13 protein-coding genes and 2 pseudogenes are annotated in these 17362 nt (G+C 70.6%); 12 read left to right on the plus strand and 3 right to left on the minus strand.

What is annotated here, in order from left to right; all coding sequences use genetic code 11:
- The first annotated feature begins 26 nt into the window (after nt 1-26).
- From ACGFYH_RS24745 to ACGFYH_RS24770, 6 genes are all read left to right on the plus strand, one after another.
- On the plus strand, nt 27-590 hold the full coding sequence (locus tag ACGFYH_RS24745; RefSeq protein ID WP_393805376.1) for an NADH-quinone oxidoreductase subunit J: 564 nt from the start codon (nt 27-29) through the stop codon (nt 588-590).
- A complete protein-coding gene (locus ACGFYH_RS24750; RefSeq protein ID WP_393805347.1) occupies nt 587-892 on the plus strand; it encodes an NADH-quinone oxidoreductase subunit NuoK in 306 nt (101 codons plus the stop codon). Before ACGFYH_RS24745 ends, ACGFYH_RS24750 begins: the two co-directional genes overlap by 4 nt.
- On the plus strand, nt 889-2760 hold the full coding sequence (locus ACGFYH_RS24755) for an NADH-quinone oxidoreductase subunit L (RefSeq protein ID WP_393805348.1): 1872 nt from the start codon (nt 889-891) through the stop codon (nt 2758-2760). The genes ACGFYH_RS24750 and ACGFYH_RS24755 overlap by 4 nt, the downstream gene beginning before the upstream one ends.
- A 6-nt stretch (nt 2761-2766) precedes the next feature.
- Nucleotides 2767-4272, plus strand: coding sequence for a NuoM family protein (locus ACGFYH_RS24760; RefSeq protein WP_393805349.1), 1506 nt, complete (start codon nt 2767-2769; stop codon nt 4270-4272).
- The gene (locus ACGFYH_RS24765) at nt 4269-5690 is read left to right on the plus strand and encodes an NADH-quinone oxidoreductase subunit N (RefSeq protein WP_393805350.1); all 1422 of its coding nucleotides are present in this window, start codon (nt 4269-4271) and stop codon (nt 5688-5690) included. The genes ACGFYH_RS24760 and ACGFYH_RS24765 overlap by 4 nt, the downstream gene beginning before the upstream one ends.
- Nucleotides 5691-6122: 432 nt before the next feature.
- Nucleotides 6123-6512, plus strand: a complete 390-nt coding sequence (locus ACGFYH_RS24770) for a hypothetical protein (protein WP_393805351.1) — start codon at nt 6123-6125, stop codon at nt 6510-6512.
- Nucleotides 6513-6809: 297 nt separating this feature from the next.
- On the opposite strand, the gene ACGFYH_RS24775 is transcribed toward ACGFYH_RS24770, so the two are convergent.
- Complete coding sequence (locus tag ACGFYH_RS24775; RefSeq protein WP_393805352.1) at nt 6810-8240, minus strand: endo-1,4-beta-xylanase; 1431 nt, start codon at nt 8238-8240, stop codon at nt 6810-6812.
- A gap of 1260 nt (nt 8241-9500) precedes the next feature.
- Here ACGFYH_RS24775 and ACGFYH_RS24780 point away from each other — a divergent pair.
- Entirely contained in the window at nt 9501-10925 is a 1425-nt protein-coding gene (locus ACGFYH_RS24780; RefSeq protein WP_393805353.1) for a non-reducing end alpha-L-arabinofuranosidase family hydrolase, read from the plus strand.
- A 766-nt stretch (nt 10926-11691) separates the two neighbouring features.
- Complete coding sequence (locus ACGFYH_RS24785; RefSeq protein ID WP_393805354.1) at nt 11692-12222, plus strand: MarR family winged helix-turn-helix transcriptional regulator; 531 nt, start codon at nt 11692-11694, stop codon at nt 12220-12222.
- 108 nt (nt 12223-12330) lie between these two features.
- Here ACGFYH_RS24785 and ACGFYH_RS24790 read toward each other — a convergent pair whose 3' ends face one another.
- Nucleotides 12331-14016 (minus strand): chloride channel protein, encoded by a 1686-nt coding sequence (locus ACGFYH_RS24790; RefSeq protein ID WP_393805377.1) that lies wholly within the window; start codon nt 14014-14016, stop codon nt 12331-12333.
- 386 nt (nt 14017-14402) lie between these two features.
- On the opposite strand from ACGFYH_RS24790, the gene ACGFYH_RS24795 reads away from it, so the two are divergent.
- Together ACGFYH_RS24795 and ACGFYH_RS24800 are read left to right on the plus strand one after the other, a co-directional pair.
- The gene (locus tag ACGFYH_RS24795; RefSeq protein WP_393805378.1) at nt 14403-14594 is read left to right on the plus strand and encodes a hypothetical protein; all 192 of its coding nucleotides are present in this window, start codon (nt 14403-14405) and stop codon (nt 14592-14594) included.
- Between the two features lie 132 nt (nt 14595-14726).
- Nucleotides 14727-15068: a hypothetical protein gene (locus ACGFYH_RS24800; protein WP_393805379.1), complete on the plus strand. Its 342-nt coding sequence runs from the start codon at nt 14727-14729 to the stop codon at nt 15066-15068.
- A gap of 240 nt (nt 15069-15308) precedes the next feature.
- Here ACGFYH_RS24800 and ACGFYH_RS24805 read toward each other — a convergent pair.
- Nucleotides 15309-15623 (minus strand): annotated as a pseudogene (locus ACGFYH_RS24805) (hypothetical protein); the annotation flags it as partial.
- A gap of 89 nt (nt 15624-15712) precedes the next feature.
- On the opposite strand from ACGFYH_RS24805, the gene ACGFYH_RS24810 reads away from it, so the two are divergent.
- Entirely contained in the window at nt 15713-16855 is a 1143-nt protein-coding gene (locus ACGFYH_RS24810; protein ID WP_393805355.1) for a hypothetical protein, read from the plus strand.
- 224 nt (nt 16856-17079) lie between these two features.
- Nucleotides 17080-17175, plus strand: a pseudogene (locus ACGFYH_RS24815) (hypothetical protein); the annotation flags it as partial.
- Between the last annotated feature and the right edge of the window lie 187 nt (nt 17176-17362).

The raw sequence follows: 17362 nt of genomic DNA on the forward strand, positions 1-17362 counted from the left end.
TCTGTGGAGAGGAGCGAGCCGTGGATGTGACGAGTGCCGTACTCCTGTGGGTGCTCGGCGTACTCGCCCTGGCCTGCGGTGTTCTGGTGTTCACCCTGAACTCGATGGCCCGGGTGACCTTCGCGCTGCTGGGGTCCCTGGTGTGCGTCGGTGGGGTGGTGACGGTGCTGGGACTGCCGTACCTCGGCGTGGTGATCGTGCTGATGATGGTCATGGAGATGGTGATCATGGCCGTGTTCATGATCGCTTTCATGATGAACCCGGCGGGTCTGATGCCGATGTCGATGCTGCACAACACCCGTGGCGCCCTGGTGATCAGCGGCGTGGTGTTCGCCGGGCTGGTCGCCGGGATCTTCGTGGTGCCCTGGCCCGAGCGCCCGGCACCGCGGCCGAAGGACACGACCGTGCAGGTCGGCATGTCGCTCATGGGGGGCCAGATGCTGACCATGGTCACGCTCGGGTTCGTGCTGCTGGCCACCATGATCGGCGCCACCCTGCTCGCCACCGGCCGCGGTCGCTACGACCGCCTCGGTGACGAGCTCGACCAGCGGCCCGCGAAGGACCCCTCGGGCGGGGGTGTGGGCCGATGACGTTCGAGCTGCTCCTGGTCCTCGCCGCGGGACTGTTCTGCACCGGCCTGTTCGGTGCCCTCTCCCAGCAGTCCATCGTCATGATCATGATGGGGATCGAGCTGATGATCGGTGGGATCATCGTCGCCGCCGCGGACTTCTGGCACTTCCTGGCACCGGCCGTCGGCAGTGGACAAGTGGTGATCGTGGCGGCCGTGGTGGCGATGGCGGTGGAGATGGCCATGGGGTTCGCCGTCACCACTGCCATCTACCGCGCCCGCCAGGTCGACATGACCGACATGGCCGAGGAGCTGAAGGGATGAGCGCGGTGCTCTGGCTGCTGGTCGCCCTTCCCCTCGGCGGAGGAGCCCTGCTCGCGGCGACCGGACCACGCCTCGGCCGGCACGTTCCCGTCATCGGTGTGTCGATCGCCGTCGGGACGCTGGGTGCGGCGCTCGCCGCCGCGGTGACCCGCCCGGCGGCCGGCGCGCCGCTGTTCGCGGGGATCGAGGCGGGACTGGCGGTGGACGGCCTGTCCGCGGTGATGGCGGTCACCGTCACCGTGGTCACCGCCGCCGTCCTGGTGTTCGCGGTGGGGGAGCTGGGCAGTGAGGAGAACCGGGGACGGTTCTTCGGTCTGATGCTGCTCTTCGCCGGCGCCATGCTGGTCACGGTCACGGCGACCACGCTGCCGTTGCTGCTGATGGCGTGGGAGCTGATGGGCGCCACCAGTTGGGCGCTCATCGGATACTGGTGGCGTCGGCCGGAGCGGGTGGCAGCCGCCGACGTCGCGTTTCTGACCACCCGCACCGCCGACCTCGGCCTTTATCTGGCGGCCGGCGCAGCCGTGGCCGGAGGTGTCGGCAGTCTGCGGCTCGACGCTCTGGAGGGGGCGGCGTCGCCGTGGCTGCACGTCGTCATCGCGGGTGTCGTCGCGGCGGCACTGGGCAAGTCGGCACAACTGCCGTTCTCCTTCTGGCTGTCACGAGCCATGCAGGGCCCGAGCCCGGTGTCCGCCCTGCTGCACTCGGCGACCATGGTCGCCGCCGGCGCCTACCTGCTCCTGCGGCTGGACCCACTTCTGACGGCGACCGGCTGGGCCGGGCCGCTGGTCGCCTGGACCGGCGCGGCCACCGCCCTCGCGCTGGGCCTGGTCGCCGTGGCCCAAACCGACCTCAAACAGCTGCTGGCGGCCTCCACAGCCGCCCAGATCGGCTTCATGGTACTGGCCGCGGGCAGCCACGGTGTCGCCGCGGGCACCACGCAGCTCGTCGCGCACGCCGCCACGAAGGCGGCACTGTTCCTCGCCGCAGGGGCGTGGCTGACGGCACTGGGCACCAAGCGACTGACCGCCTTGCGTGGCGCAGCACGCACCTACCGGACCGTCGGCGCGGCCTTCACCGTCGCCGCTCTCACCCTGGCCGGGCTGCCGCCCCTTTCACTGTGGGCGGCCAAGGACGAGGTCCTCGCCGCCGCCCGCGTCCAGGGAACCGGGCTGTACGCCGTGGGCCTGGCGGCGGCGGCCGTCGCAGCCGTGTACAGCACCAAGGCGGTCTGGTACGTCACCCGCCCGCTCCCCCCCGACCCGGGGGCCGGCTACGACACGGAGCGGCACGGGACTCGCAGGACCGCCCGCACGACACCGGTTGCGCTCCTCACGCTCACGCTCGCCGCCGCCGTTCTGGGAGTGCTTGCCCTGCCCGGGCCCGCGTCCTGGATGAGGCAGCTGCTCGGCGCCGGCCACTCCCCGTCACCGAAGCCGTGGGAACTCGGCCTGTCGGCCGCGGTCGCCCTCGCCGCCGCCGGGCTGGCCTGGCGGCGGGCGTCCGGTCCGGTGCCCGCACCGCGCGCCTCCGTGCGCTGGGCACACGGGTGGCTCGGTCTGGAACAGGCCGCGCACCTCGTCGTGGTCCGCCCCGTGATGAGGGTGGCCGGCGCCCTGGCGGTCTTCGACGACCGCGTCGTCGACGGCACCGTACGGCAGACCGCCCGCGGCGCACTCGCGGTGGCACGTCTCGCCCGTCGCGTGGACGACGGTGGAGTCGACGGTGCCGTCGCCGCCGTAGCCTCCGGCGCGCGGAGCCTGGGCCGCCGGGCGCGCCGACCGCAGACCGGCCTGCTGCACCAGTACTACGCCCAGGCCGCCGTCGGCTTCGCCGTACTCGTCCTGATCATCCTGTTGGTGAGGTAACCTCCTGTGCTCAGCGTCGTCACCTTCCTGCCGCTGCTGGTCTGCGGTGTGCTGCTGTTCCTGCCGCGCGCCCTCCCCGACCGGGCGTATGCCTGGACATGGATCGCCACCGCAGCCGCCGACCTCGCTCTGGCCGTCGCGGTCTGGGCGGGTTTCGACACCGGCGGCGGGATGCAGTACGAGCAGCGCGTGCGCTGGATGCCCAGCGCCGGCGTCGGCTACCACGTGGGCGTGGACGGACTCTCCCTGCCACTGGTGGCGCTGACCTGCCTGCTGTTCCTCGCCGTCGCGGTCTACTCACTGCGCGAGCGACGGCGCGTGCGTCCCTACGTCTGCCTCTTCCTCTTCCTCCAGACCGTCAGCCTCGGCCTGTTCGTCGCCCTCGACCTGATCCTCTTCTTCGTCTTCTTCGATCTGTCGATCGTCGGCATGTTCTTCGTCATCGCGGGATGGGGGCACGGCGAGCGCGCCCGCGCCGCGGCGCTGAAGTTCTTCCTCTACACCTTCGTCGGCTCCCTCGCCCTGCTGCTCGGCTTCATCGGGCTTTACCTGGCCGCCGACCCGCACACCTTCGACATCGTCGACCTCGCCCGCGCCGACCCACTGTCCGGCCACGGCCTCTACGCGGGTCTGGTGCTGCTCGCCATCGGCCTCGGGCTGGCGGTCAAGACCCCCACCGTGCCCTTCCACACCTGGCTGCCCCCGGCCCACACCGAAGCCCCCGCCGCCGGCTCGGCGATCCTGGCCGGAATCCTCCTGAAGATGGGCACGTACGGGTTCGTCCGCATCGCCATGCCTCTGCTGCCGGGGAGCTGGCGCCACTACGCACTCGTCATCGTGATCGTCGGCGCCGTGTCCGTCGTCTACGGGGCCCTGGTGGCGCTGGCCCAGACGGACTTCAAACGCATGATCGCCTACACGTCCGTCAATCACATGGGCTACGTCGTACTGGCGGTCGGCGCCGCCGGGACACTCGCCGGAAGCGACACCCAGGCCCGTTCCCTCGCGGTGACCGGCGCAGTCACCCAGATGGTCAGCCACGGCCTGATCACCGGGGCACTGTTCCTGCTCGCCGGCGTGCTCTGGGACCGCGGTGGCACCTACACGATGGACGCCTATTCCGGTCTGGCCGCCCACACCCCGCGCTTCGCGGCCGTCACGGCCGTCGGCGCGTTCGCCGGTCTCGGCATTCCCGGATTCTCCGGCTTCATCGCCGAGTTCCAGATCTTCACCGGCAGCCTCGCCTCCCGGACCATCGCCACCGCCGTCGCCCTCACCGGCGTCGTCCTCGTCGCGGCCGTCTTCCTGACGGCCCTGCGACGCGTGTTCCTCGGCACCCCGCGCCTGCCGCCGACGCTCCCCACCGGCGGCATCGCGGACCTCAAGGCCACCGAGACACTGTCCACCGTGACGTTGCTCGCCGCAGCCCTCCTCATCGGCGTCGCGCCGCGCTGGCTGCTGGACGTCATCGAACCGGCCGGCCGCACCCTGACCGGTCTGGTGGCACGATGAACGAGAACCTGACCGCCCTCGTCCCCGAACTCGCCCTCCTCGGCGCCGCCGTCACCGGCCTGCTCGCGGGGTCCTGGCTGCCCCGCCGCCGTCAATGGATCGTCGCCGCGCTCGCGGCCGCCGCCTGCGCGGCCGGCCTGACGGCCACGGCCGTCACCATGGCCACTCACGGCGAACAGACAGTGTTCTCCGACACGTTCGCCGTCGACACCGCCACCGGCGCCGGCCGCATCATCGTCCTCGTCGCCCTGCTGCTCATCATCGGCATGTCCACCGAGACCGTCCGCGGCCATCGACGCGAGACCGAGTACTGGGTCCTCCTGCTGCTCACGGGAGCAGGCACCCTCGCCCTCATCGGCGCGAACGACCTTCTCATGCTCTTCGCCGCCTACCTGCTGGCCGGCATCCCCGCCTACGCCCTCGCCGCCTTCGCCAAGGACGCCTCCGGCACCGAGGCCGCCCTGAAGTACTACCTGATGGGCGCCCTGCTCGGCACCACCATGCTCGCCGGCGTCGCGCTGCTGTACGGCGCCGGACGCGCCACCGGGTACCGCGGGCTCGCCGCCGCCCTGACCGACGCTCCCTACGGACTCGTCGCGGTCGGGCTGACCGGCGTCCTGGCGGGCCTGCTGTTCAAGGCCGGAGCGGTCCCGGCCCACTTCTGGGTGCCCGACGTCACCGACGGGGCCCCCACCCCCGTCGCCGCCTACGTCACCACCCTCCCCAAGATCGGCGCCCTGATCGCCGCCTACCGCCTCCTGCACCAGGCACTGCCCGGCAGCGACGTCAACTGGCCACTGCTGCTGGCCGTGGTCGCCGCCGTCACCATGACCCTGGGGAACCTGGCAGCGTTCTTCCAGACCTCCGTCAAGCGGCTCCTGGCCTACTCCACGATCAGCCAGGTCGGCTACCTCCTCATGGCCGTGTCCGTCGCCACCCGCACCGACCTGGCCCAGAGGAGCCTGCTGCTCTACCTGGCCGCCTACGCGGTCACCAACCTGGGGGCCTTCGCCGTCGCCACCGAACTCCCCGACGCCCGCACACTGTCCGACTACCGCGGCCTCGCCCGACGCCGTCCCGGCCTCGCAGCCGTCCTCGTCGTCTGCCTGCTCGGCCTGGTCGGCACACCGCCCACCGGGGTCTTCCTCGGCAAGCTGGAGGTCTTCAGCGCGACCATCGACGGCGGCTGGACCTGGCTGGCCGCCCTCGCCGTCGCCAACACCGTCGCCTCCCTCTTCTACTACCTCCGCTGGCTCGGCCCCCTGTTCCTCACCAGCGACGCCGCTCCCGCGCAGGCACACGCGGTCCAGGGGCGATGGTCCGCGGCCACCGCTTACGCGGCTGCCGCTCTCTCCTTGGCCGTCGGTGTCGCCGCAGAGCCGGTCCTCTCGCTGGCGGACGGAGCGCTGCTGCGGTGAAACGCCTCGCGTTCCTCTTCCAGGGGGAGCGACCCGCGACGCTCGTCGGACGCTCCACGTCTGATCCGCGGGCTGCACATGACCGCTGACAGCGATGATGTTCGTGGTGACGCCGTTCAGGCAGGGCCGGTCCCAGGCGACCTGTCCCAAGGGGCCGGTGATCGTAGGCGATCACTGAGCGCAGGACGGTGCGTCCGGTGGCGTCGTTGTGCCGGATCGCGGCCGATCAGCGCGAGGAGGCGTCGCATGACGCGGGCTGTGACATCTCAGGGCCGAGGTGGTGGCCAGGATCCGGTTGACGTTCAGCATGTTGTCGGTCGTCGCATGGAGTGCTGTCGCGAGGGTGTCCACGTCGTTCGTCACAGAACGATCCTGGACACCCTCGTTATCGTCTTCGCAGGCGCCCATGGGCCACACCACCGGGAGGAACCCGTGTCATACCCGCGACTGCTCGCCTCCGAGGAGAAGCTCGCCGACGCGAAGAAGCTGTTGAGCCTCCCGCGTATCGTCGTGATCTGCGGCTCCACCCGCTTCATGACCGAGATGAACGAGGCCGATCTGCGGGAGACCAAAGCCGGAAAGATCGTGGTCAAACCGGGCTGTGACATGAAGTCGCCGCACGAACTTCGGTCCGGTGCTGTCGAGGCCGAGGCGCTGAAGGGCCGACTCGACGATCTGCACCGGGCGAAGATCCGGCTCGCTGATGAAGTGCTCGTAGTCGGCGACTACATCGGAGACAGCACCCGAGCCGAAATCGCCTACGCCCGGTCGCTGGGCAAGCCCGTGCGGTTCACGCACCCCGAAGTCGACCCTGGCGCCTGACCGCCCGCCGCCACCTCGCCAACCCTGGGCCGACAGTCCGCCGCCCGACCCTCTCGCGGTGGCTTCGGCAGCCGCCCGTCCCGCAACCTCCGCAGGTGTCCCGTGGATTGATCGTCCAGGGTGTCCACCGGCCGCCGCCTCCGCGGGCGCCGGATGCACCGCGGCGAGCATGCCGATCGCGAGGGTCGCCGCCACCACGGCGGCGACCCGGGGCCGTCAACGGTGTCTTACAGGAGGAGTGGGAGGAACTGCACCGCAGCCGTCACCGGTTCCCCCTGTTGTTGGCGGCAGGTCCCGTCAGCCGCGGGTCCAGCGTTGGTTGCTGCCGTTCGAGCAGGAGTAGAGCTGGATCAGGGTGCCGTTGGCGGTGCCGCCTGAGACGGCGTCGAGGCAGAGGCCGGACTGGACGCCGACGATGGATCCGTCGGAGTTGAGGCGCCATTTCTGGTTGTCGCCGCCCCAGCAGCTGTAGATCTGGACTTTGGAGCCGTTGCCGGTGCCGGCGGCGTCGAGGCACTTGTTGCCGTAGACCCTGAGCTCGCCGACGTCGGTGTATGCCCACTGCTGGTTGCTGCCGCTGTGGCAGTCCCACAGCTGGAGCTGGGTGCCGTCGGTGGTGCTGGAGCCCGGCACGTCCAGGCAGCGGCCCGAACCGACGCCCTTGAGCTGTCCGGAATCCGCAGGGGGCGTGGTGGAGCCGCCGTTGAGTGCGTTGAGGACGGCGGTGTAGGCGGGCTTCTTGCTGCCGCCGCCGTTGAACAGCAGCGGCGTCTGCTCCGATCGCCAGGAGTCTGTGTCGCGCACGCCCCAGACGGTGATGCCGAGGCAGCGCGGGACGGACAGGCAGTCGTTGGTCACGTTGGCGTAGGTCGAGGCCGGGGCGCCCTGGATGTCGAGTTCGGTGATGGCCACGTCGACGCCGAGGGCGGCGAAGTTCTCCAGGGTGGTGCGGAAGTTGCTGTTGTAGGGGCTGCCGCTGTTGAAGTGCGACTGGAAGCCGACGCAGTCGATCGGCACACCGCGCTGCTTGAAGTCCCGGACCATGGAGTACATGGCCTGGGTCTTGGCCCAGGTCCAGTCCTCGACGTTGTAGTCGTTGTAGCAGAGCTTGGCGGACGGGTCGGCGGCACGCGCGGTGCGGAAGGCGAGCTCGATCCAGTCGTTGCCGCTGCGCTGCAGGTTGGAATCGCGCCGGGCTCCCGAACCACCGTCGGCGAAGGCCTCGTTCACGACGTCCCACTGAGCGATCTTGCCCTTGTAGTGGGCCATCACGCCGTTGATGTGGCCGATCATCGCCTGACGCAGATCGTTGCCGCTGAGACTCTGCATCCAGCCGGGCTGCTGGGAGTGCCAGGCCAGGGTGTGGCCGCGCACCTGCTTGCCGTTCTGCACCGCCCAGTTGTAGACGCGGTCGGCGGCGCTGAAGTTGAACTGGCCGCGCTGCGGTTCGGTGGCGTCGATCTTCATCTCGTTCTCGGCCGTCACCATGTTGAACTCACGGCCCGCGATCGAGGTGTACGTCGAGTCGTTCAGCCTGCCCGAGGCGATGGCGGTGCCGAAGTAGCGGCCGCTCTGTGCCGCAGCGGCACCGAGCGTGCTCTCGGCCGCGTGTGCGGTCGGCGGGGCGACCAGTGCGGCGACGGTACTGAGGACGCCGACGACCAGCGCCAACAGCAGGCCGCGGATTTTCCGGCGGACGACGGGTCTGGGAAGGGCATACGAGCCCATGACTGTGCCTCCAAGGTAGAGATGACGGAAGGATTGAAGGGCAGGGGATTGCGTAGTCGGCTCCCATTCGGCAGACGGGCAGACGGGCAGACGGGCAGACGGGCAGACGGGCAGACGGGCAGACGGGCAGACGGGCCGACGGGGCGGGCCGGAGCCGGGGCAGCACGGAATCACCGGACATCGCGGCCATGGGACGGGACGAGCTTCGACACGGGCACGGCGGTACTCCATCGCGGCTCGGCCGGGGGACCGCCACGCAGCGGCGCGTACCTCTCCAACCGCGTGAAGAGCCTGGACGCGCTGGTGCGAACCTCACCGGAACGAAACGGGGTGGCGCAGGTGCTTTGGTGCGCGGATCCGTAGTGCGGTTGTGTGTGGACCTGCCGGCGGCACGGATTGTCCAAGGCCGGTGTGGTGCGAGATATCGAGCTGTGGCCGGTATCTCAGACAGGAATGATTGAGGTGTGGGCGATGATGGTCAAGACTTCCCGCGAGAAAAGTTTCTGTTTGTCGTCCGAAACTTTCGGGAGCGGGGTCGGCTGGGTAGTCCGCTCGCAGAGGCGGGCTGCGTACTCGCGGCCTGCGAACCGCCGTTCGTCGCTCCGGGGCGGGAGCTCATCAACGGGCGGCCCCGCACGTTGGAGCCTTGGCCGTGAAAGGCGGCGCATCCCGTCGGGTCCGTCCGGTGCGGCCGGTGGGCCGGCAGGTCATACGTCGGCCGTGGACCAGCGGATCCATGATGCCGCGCCGGGTGTGACGTGCGACGTTTCACGCATGGATTCTCCAAATGTTTCGGCATCGGTAGCGATACATGCGAGAGGTATTGACGCCGTTCAGCGGCTCCCTATCATTCAGGTTGCTCGAAGCTTCGACCCTTGTTCGAAATCACGAACGCATCGAGTCGCTCCATCGCACAGCAGGGAGGGTGACTCCGGGTCGCACCGCCCGAACGCGCCGAGCCGCAGGGAGTCTTGCCGCATGAGGATGTCATGTACCGGTCAGAGATTGGCCAATTCCGTGCCGTCGCCCTTTTCGACCGTGCCACCCGGGCGCTCGGCCGTCCAGGCCTCCACCCCTGGGCGCCCATGCCGCCCTCAGACGCCGGCGCCACCGGTATCGAGAGGTCGGGCAGGACCGGGAAGTCACAGGCGGTGTGCCGTGGTCCTCACGGACCGCTGCACACCGCCGCACCACACCGGCAGTCCGGGCAACCTCTGACGAGGTCAGCCGGAACCGTCTACTCAAGCTGAGGAAGTCTCCATGCGCAGAGGAAGTTTCAGCCGCAGGCATCCGTCTGCGGTACTCGCCGCCGTGGTCGCGGCCCTGGCCGCGTTGGCGGCGATGCTCGTAGCCACCCCGGCTGAGGCGGCTGCCAGTGGCGCCTTGCGCGGTGCCGGTTCGGGCCGGTGTCTCGACGTGCCGGGCGCCGTCCAGACCGACGGCACGTACCTGCAGATCTACGACTGCTGGAACGGAACCAACCAGCAGTGGGCGTTGACGGACGCCAACCAGCTGACCGTGTACGGCAACAAGTGCCTGGATGTTCCGGGCCACGCCACCACGGCCGGTACCAGGGTGCAGATCTGGAGCTGCTCCGGCGGTGCGAACCAGCAGTGGCGGGTGAAATCCGACGGCACGGTCGTCGGCGTGGAGTCCGGACTGTGCCTGGAGGTCGCGGGCTCCGGTACGGCCAACGGCACCGCGGTGCAGCTGTGGACGTGCAACGGCGGCAGCAACCAGAGGTGGACCGGTCTGACCGGGACGCCGCCGACGGACGGCACGTGTTCTCTTCCGTCGGCGTACCGCTGGACGTCGACGGGTGTGCTGGCGCAGCCGGCGAACGGGTGGGCCGCGGTGAAGGACTTCACCACCGTGACGCACAACGGCAGGCACCTGGTCTACGCGTCGAACGTGTCTGGATCGTCGTACGGCTCGATGATGTTCAGTCCCTTCACGAACTGGTCGGACATGGCGTCGGCCGGCCAGACCGGAATGAGCCAGGCCGCGGTGGCGCCCACGCTGTTCTACTTCGCGCCCAGGAACATCTGGGTGCTGGCGTACCAGTGGGGAGCGTGGCCCTTCATCTACCGCACGTCGAGCGACCCCACCAACCCCAACGGCTGGTCGTCCCCGCAGCCGCTGTTCACCGGGAGCATCTCCGGTTCCGACACCGGCCCGATCGACCAGACCCTGATCGCCGACGGCCAGAACATGTACCTGTTCTTCGCCGGTGACAACGGCAAGATCTACCGGGCGAGCATGCCGATCGGGAACTTCCCGGGCAACTTCGGCTCGTCGTACACGACGATCATGAGCGACACGAAGGCCAACCTCTTCGAGGGCGTACAGGTCTACAAGGTCCAGGGCCGGAACCAGTACCTCATGATCGTCGAGGCGATGGGCGCGAACGGGCGCTACTTCCGCTCCTTCACGGCCTCCAGCCTGAACGGGTCGTGGACTCCGCAGGCCGCCAGTGAGGGCAACCCCTTCGCGGGCAAGGCCAACAGCGGCGCCACCTGGACCAACGACATCAGCCACGGTGACCTGGTCCGCGACAACCCCGACCAGACCATGACCATCGACCCCTGCAACCTGCAGTTCCTCTACCAGGGCAAGGACCCCAACGCGGGCGGCGAATACAACCGACTGCCGTGGCGGCCGGGCGTCCTCACCCTGCGACGCTGACCTTCCCGGCTCACGGTGACGTGATGTGGTGCGGTCTGCGGGCGGCCGGCCGAGCGGTTCACGGCGGGATCGGTTCCATCCGCTGACCGTCACCACCGCCTCGAGGGATCCCGGCCGTGGGGCGGCCGGGATCCCTCTCACCTCCCCGTGCGGGCTCGCGGGAGCGTACTCGGCGCGGTTTCGTGACCGGGCACCCGTCGTACTCGGCCCTGGTCCGCGGCATCGAGGAGGGCTTGCCGTTCACCGTGCGCCGCCACGACGTCGGCGCTCTCGCCGACAGCCCGCGCTCCGGTCGCTACCGCGAGCACGACACCGAGGGCCCGTCTCCGCGGTACGCCCCCCGGGCCCGCTCCGACATGAGAGCCCCGGCAATCGCGCAGTCCCGACGCCGTCGAGCAGTTGGCCGTCCTGGCGGAGCGAGCAACCCTCACCTTGACCGAGTCGACCGTCGCCTTGGCCGTCAACCACCCCGCGCCACCTCGGCGATCACCGGACCGCGCACCATGGCGCAGCCGGAGGCCGCGGCCGACCAGCGGCGCCGATGGGGTGAGGCGAATCGGCGGCAGCCGGTAGACCGCTGCTGAGCAGCAGATGTGGCGGAACTCCCGGGATGCCTCCTTCTGATGACAACACGCGTGGAATGCGTAGGGAACCAAGTCCGGCACGGGCGTCCTGCCGCACCTCCGCAGCGGCGGCATGAGATGCCGCCTCGGCCCGCGTGGCGGCCGTGTGCCGGTGATGTCAGTGGGCGCGGTAGAAAGGAGGCATGCGTGAGAGCGAGAGCCCCGTGAGGGCGATGGACGACGTGGACGCCGTGACCCAAGCGGTGCTGACCGCCTCACGCCTGCTGGTCGCGGTGTCGGCCCGCTCCCTGGCCGCGGTCGAGGAGCGGGTGACACTGCCGCAGTTCCGGATGCTGGTGGTACTGGCCACTCGTGGAGCGACCAAACTGGTGACGCTCGCCGATCAGCTCCAGGTGGCGCCGTCCACGGCGATGCGGATGGTCGACCGCTTGATCGCAGCCGGTCTCGCGGACCGGCACGCCAATCCCCACAACCGTCGGGAGACGCTGCTTCAGCTCACCGAGGAGGGGCGCCGCACGGTCGAGGACGTCACGGCCCGGCGGCGTACCGAAATCGCCGCGATCGTGGAACGGCTCACCTCCGTGCAGCGGTTGGCCCTCGTCGAGGCCCTGGCCGCCTTCAACAGGGCCGGGGCCGAGCCCTTGGCACCGGCCCTCGAGGAGTTGGAACGGCACCCGATGGGCTGGGTGGCCGATCTGCCCGATACGTCGTGAGGTGGGACTCGTGACGGCTCGGGTCGGGCCCGGAGCCGGCCTGTCACCGCCTGGCCCGGTGGCTGCGCCGGACGCCGGGCGCGCCGTACTGGTGCCGGCGGCACGGCGCTACGAAGCGTGCGTGAGATGCACCGCCTGCAGCGCGCCTCGAGCGCTGAGCCAGCCCACCGGACTGCCCTCCGCCCGATCGAGTACCGGAAGACCGGTTCCCGGAGTGGCAACCAGGGCGTGCACGGCCTGAACCAACGGCTGATCCGCGTGGACGGGCGCGGTGGGCGCGGCGAGCGCCCCCACGGTCGCGGGCGCGGCGTCGGGCTCTTCCGCGAGCGCCTCAGCCACCGCCTGGGCGGTGACGACGCCGACGTACGTGCCGGCCTCGTCCACCACGGGAAGCCCGTCCCGACCGGAGAGGGTCAGCAGACCGGCGGCGTCCGCGAGCTTCGTGGCAGCGGGCAGGGGAGTGGGCAGCGCCTCCATGACGGAGTCGACGCGTTGCGCGCCGATCCGCGCACCATGGGCGGGGCCTTCGAGGTCGATGCCGCGGCGGCGCAGTTTGAGCGTGTAGATCGTGTCCTTCGACAGCAGGCGGCTGACCGCGGTCGACAGGACGATGGCCAGCATCAGGGGCAGGATGATGGAGTACTCGCCGGTGAGTTCGAAGAGGATGACCACGGCCGTGATCGGCGCGCGGGAGGATCCCGCGAAGACGGCTCCCATGCCGACGAGCGCGTAGGCTCCCACCGCGCCGGCCGTGCCGGGCAGCAAGGTCTGGACACCGGTGCCGTACGCCATGCCGAGCATCGCCCCGATGAACAGGCTGGGCGCGAAGACACCGCCGGAGCCCCCGATGCCGATGGTCAGGCTGGTCGCCAGCATCTTGCCGGCCAGGAGCAGGAGCAGGAACCCGACGGCATAGCCGCCTTCGGTGGCCTTTTCCAGTACCGGGTAGCCCACGCCGTACATCTCGGGCAGGGCGAGCAGCAGCAGACCGAGGACCAGCCCGCCCGTCGCCGGCCGCAGCCACTCCGGACCGCGCCACAACCAGTCGCAGGCGTCCTCCACCAGGTACAGGAACCGGGCGAAGCCCACTCCGACCACGGCGGCGACAACGCCGAGAAGTGCGAACAGTCCGTACTGGGCGAGGTGGTCGACATGGAAGTCGGGCAGGACGAGGAAGGCGACGTCACCGAAGGCTGCGCGCCCGATGACGCTCGCGGTGACACTGGCCAGCACCGTCGCGCCGAACGCCTCGGCGCTGAAGGTGCCCAGGATCAGCTCCATGGCGAAGAAGACACCGGCCAGCGGGGCGTTGAACGTGGCGGCGATGCCCGCCGCCGCACCACAGGCGACGAGCAGCTTCATCCGGCTCTCGGTCACCTTGGCCGCGCGGCCCAGCGTGGAGCCCAGCGCCGCACCGATCTGCACGATGGGGCCCTCCCTGCCGACCGAGCCGCCCGAGCCGATGGTCAGCGCCGAGGCGAGGGTCTTGACCACCGCGACCTTGGCGCTGATCCGGCCGCCGCGCTGGGCTACCGCGAGCATCACCTCGGGCACCCCGTGTCCGCGCGCCTCCTTGGCGAAGCGATGGACCAACGGCCCGTACAGCAGACCGCCGGCCACCGGTGTCAGAAGCACGAAGCAGGGTCCGAGCCATGACAGGTGGGGATGGTCGGCCCCGGGGGCGGCGGCGTAGTCGGCGTGACCGCTGAAGAGGCGGGTGAAGGCGGTGATGCACCAGCGGAAGACGATCGAGCCGAGTCCGGCACCCACACCGATCAACGCCGCCAGTGCCATCAGCCCCCAGGGGGACGAGCGCGGGCTCGTCATGCCGACCGCACTCGCGAACCGCGTCGCGGCGGCCCGGGGTGAACCCTCCGCGGGGCTGTGAACCGTACTCATTCTTTCCCCTCTCTTATTTTTGCATTATGCAACACATTTCAGGGTGTGCTGACCGCCGCCCTCTGCGGCGAGCGCTTGCTGATCACCGGTTCCGCCGGGACGATTCTTATTGCACTATGCAAGAGAGGTGTCGGTATCGAGGGGCGGAACGGGGGGCCGACGTGGGAGACCGCGGCCGGCAGGTGGTTCGGGGCAGGGTGCACCACAGGCCACAGGGGCCGGGACCCGGTCCGTGGGACTGCCCTCGTCCCCCCGGGGGGCGAAGGGGCAGGGGCGCACCCGTGGTCGTGCACCAGCCGATGGGTGACGGCTGCCGCCGGGTGTCGCTGCGGGACCAGCCCGTGGGGGCGGCGCGAAGCCTGGCAGAGGTGCTGGCCGTCGTACGGGCGGTCGGCATCGCTCCGGGGGCCGACGAGGCCGCTGCATCACCGCTGATCGAATGGCGGGGCGCAGGGGTCGACGTGTGGGCGTAGTCGTACGGGCGCGCCGAGGCTCTCGCTCCGTCCCGGGCTCGGTGATCTCCGTGCGCCCGGACTGGAACCGCGGCCCGGACCGTACGCGTCGCCGGGGTCACCTCGCCGGTGACCGTCCCCGACCCGTCGAGGATGCGGAACAGGAGGTCCGCCTCGCTGGTCAACGCGCTGCCCACGTACGAGGCCAGCCACCCGCAGGGTTGCAGGGCGACCTCCATGAGGACGGCGAACGGCATGGTGCGGCCACCGTTCTCCTCGAAGTACCAGGCCCGGGCAGGGACGTCGTACTCGGCGACGACGACGCTGCCTTCCCGCATCCCGCCCTGCGGCCCCTCCACCGAGACGATCCGGCTCATGAAGTGGTACGGCGGGCCGGGAAGCCGGGCCACCCTGCGCGTGCCGTCGAAGGGCTCGTACATGGCGCCGAACGCCTCGCTCGGCCGGCCCCAGGCGCACGCCAGCAGCGAGGCGTAGTCGAAGGGGGAATCCGTCGGCCGCCGCAGCCACCGGCTTCTTCTCCCGGTGCCCGCTCAGCCCGCCGAGCCGCGAGAGCGGCACCGGGGACGCATCGGTCTGCACGGCGGGCGGGCCCGAACGCCGCCAGTGCGACAGCGGCCAGTCGGGGACCAGCCGGAGCGCCATGTCGCGGCCCAAGAACGCCTTCGTCCCGTCCACCGAGCCGAGGATGTCGGCGTGCAGCGTCGGCACCGGCCCGGCCGAGACGCCGCGTACGAACACCTCGTAGACGACCCGCCCGTCCTCCGGAGTCGCCTGGCCCCGGCACATCGCCCTGGAGGGGTGCTCGCCGACCGGTTCGAAGCGCCAGCCGTCCCGGTCGGCGGTGAAGCCCATGGCCGCCAGGTAGAACGCCATCGCCCGGAGACCACCCTGGAGCATCAGGGTGCCCGGCATACAGGGGTCGTTCTTGAAGTGACCTGCCTCGCGGTCCAGGCCGGACATGCAGCGTTCCCGTCCCGTCCCGGCGTGCACCACACTCTGGATGTCTGGTACATCTGACGTCGTTGTCATGCGACCGCTGACCAGACGGACGGAAGTTCGCACGGGTCGGCGGGCGGCGGACGGGGCCCGCGCGTGCGGGCGGACGGGGGAAATGGACGATGGCGCATCGGCGTGTGCTCGCACCCGCGGTCTTCGGGGCGCTATCGCTGGCGGGACTGCTGTGGTGGGCGGGGACCAGTGCCCACGCGCTCAGCCTGCCCGGCGCCGCACGGTTCTTCGGCCCCGACCAGGCGAACCGCCTGGCCGCGTGGACGATGCCCTGGTCGACCGACCCTCCGTCGTCGGCCCAGTTCACCGACCCCGCAGGCGCACCCGGCCACGGCGCGGACTACGCGGCCCTGAGAGAGACCGCCATGCGGGTGCGCTACGCCGCGCTCGTCCTGCTCTTCGCGTGCGGCGCGGTGCCACTGCTGCGCCGGCTGCCGGATCGCGGCGCCGGGCGCGCGGCCGTCGTCGTGGCGGTCCCGTGGGGCTGGGGCATCGTCGCGGCCATGCTCGCCGTCACTGTGTCCGCGCCCTGGATGGCCGCCTCCGGCGGCTCCGCCGCGTTCCGGCTGCTGCCCCGCCTCGCGAGCGCCATGTCCCAGGGCCGCGAACTGCCGGTGGCCGCCGCCCTGGCCGCCGCCGCGGCCTCGGTCGGCCTCATGACGCTGCTGCAACCCGGGGCGGCTCCCCCACGTGGCCGGTCCGTGCCGACCGCGGCCACCACGCGGCTCGCCGCGACCCTAGGCACCGCCGTGGTAGCCCTCGCCCTCGCCGTCCTGTCCAACGACCGGGTGGCCGCACGCCTGCAGACCGGTTTCACCGGTACCGGGCGGCTGTCCGAACCCGGTGACCTGCTGCGGCAGTGGATCCAGCTCGGCGCCTGGAGCCTGCCCACGGGTTCCGATCCCGGGCGCTGGCTCCTGTACCGGCTCGGCGACATCGCCCTGCTCGCCCTGGTCTGGTGGGGGCTGCGGCTGCTGCCCGTCCTGCTCGACCGCGTCACCTACTCCGCGTACTCGCTCGGCGCCGTCGCCGCCACCACCCTGGGCGTGGTGGTGAGCGGAGTCTGGAACTCGCTCCTCTCCTACCAAGGCAGCACCGGCGGACCCCTGCTCTACTACGTCTCCGTGGGCTCCGGCGTGTCCGCGGCACTCGTCTTCGGCACCCTCGCCGGCTGCGTCGGCGTGGTGACCATCCGGATACGCGGCCGCGCACAGCAGCCCGTCCCTCCCGCACCGCACACCCAACCGGTCTGACCGGGCCGGCCGGACGACGGGACAGCGCAGGCGGCGGTCGCCGCTGCCTTGGTCCGCCACGAGTTCGGATGCACGCGTTCCTCGCGTCGCTCGACCGCCACCGCGGGAAGCCCGTGCCGGTCCGCTCGCCGGTGTGACCCGAAGCCGCGCCGGATCCCCACGTCGACCACGCCGCCGCTGGGTGACCATGCCGAGGTACGAGGCCGGCCTGCACGGGCGCCTCGGTGCGTGTCGGACGGTTCGGGCCGGCCTCTCAGGTCTGCTCGGCCTGCGGCGCCGAGGACGGCCCGAAGCCGCTGCAGGTCCGGGAGCGGACGTGCAAGCAACGAGGGACCGTCCTCGATCGAGACATCAACGCGGCGGCCAACGTCGCGAAGAGGGCCGGAGTGGCCCTTGTCAGCCCGTCGAGCGCAGGCGAGACCGGTAATCCGTCCCGGTACGGCGCTATGAAGCGGGAACCCGCCCGGGGCCACGCCCCACGACGGCGGGGCAGACGGGAATCGCCCT

This window comes from Streptomyces sp. NPDC048392 (genome assembly GCF_043200575.1).
Taxonomy (GTDB): domain Bacteria; phylum Actinomycetota; class Actinomycetes; order Streptomycetales; family Streptomycetaceae; genus Streptomyces.

Excerpts from the sequence above, each read along its gene's own strand:
- ACGFYH_RS24785 (WP_393805354.1), top strand. The coding sequence starts at position 11,692 with ATGCGTGAGAGCGAGAGCCCCGTGAGGGCGATGGACGACGTGGACGCC.
- ACGFYH_RS24765 (WP_393805350.1), top strand. The coding sequence starts at position 4,269 with ATGAACGAGAACCTGACCGCCCTCGTCCCCGAACTCGCCCTCCTCGGC.
- ACGFYH_RS24810 (WP_393805355.1), top strand. The coding sequence starts at position 15,713 with ATGGCGCATCGGCGTGTGCTCGCACCCGCGGTCTTCGGGGCGCTATCG.
- ACGFYH_RS24800 (WP_393805379.1), top strand. The coding sequence starts at position 14,727 with ATGCGGAACAGGAGGTCCGCCTCGCTGGTCAACGCGCTGCCCACGTAC.
- ACGFYH_RS24790 (WP_393805377.1), bottom strand. The coding sequence starts at position 14,016 with ATGGCACTGGCGGCGTTGATCGGTGTGGGTGCCGGACTCGGCTCGATC.
- ACGFYH_RS24755 (WP_393805348.1), top strand. The coding sequence starts at position 889 with ATGAGCGCGGTGCTCTGGCTGCTGGTCGCCCTTCCCCTCGGCGGAGGA.
- ACGFYH_RS24775 (WP_393805352.1), bottom strand. The coding sequence starts at position 8,240 with ATGGGCTCGTATGCCCTTCCCAGACCCGTCGTCCGCCGGAAAATCCGC.
- ACGFYH_RS24780 (WP_393805353.1), top strand. The coding sequence starts at position 9,501 with ATGCGCAGAGGAAGTTTCAGCCGCAGGCATCCGTCTGCGGTACTCGCC.
- ACGFYH_RS24750 (WP_393805347.1), top strand. The coding sequence starts at position 587 with ATGACGTTCGAGCTGCTCCTGGTCCTCGCCGCGGGACTGTTCTGCACC.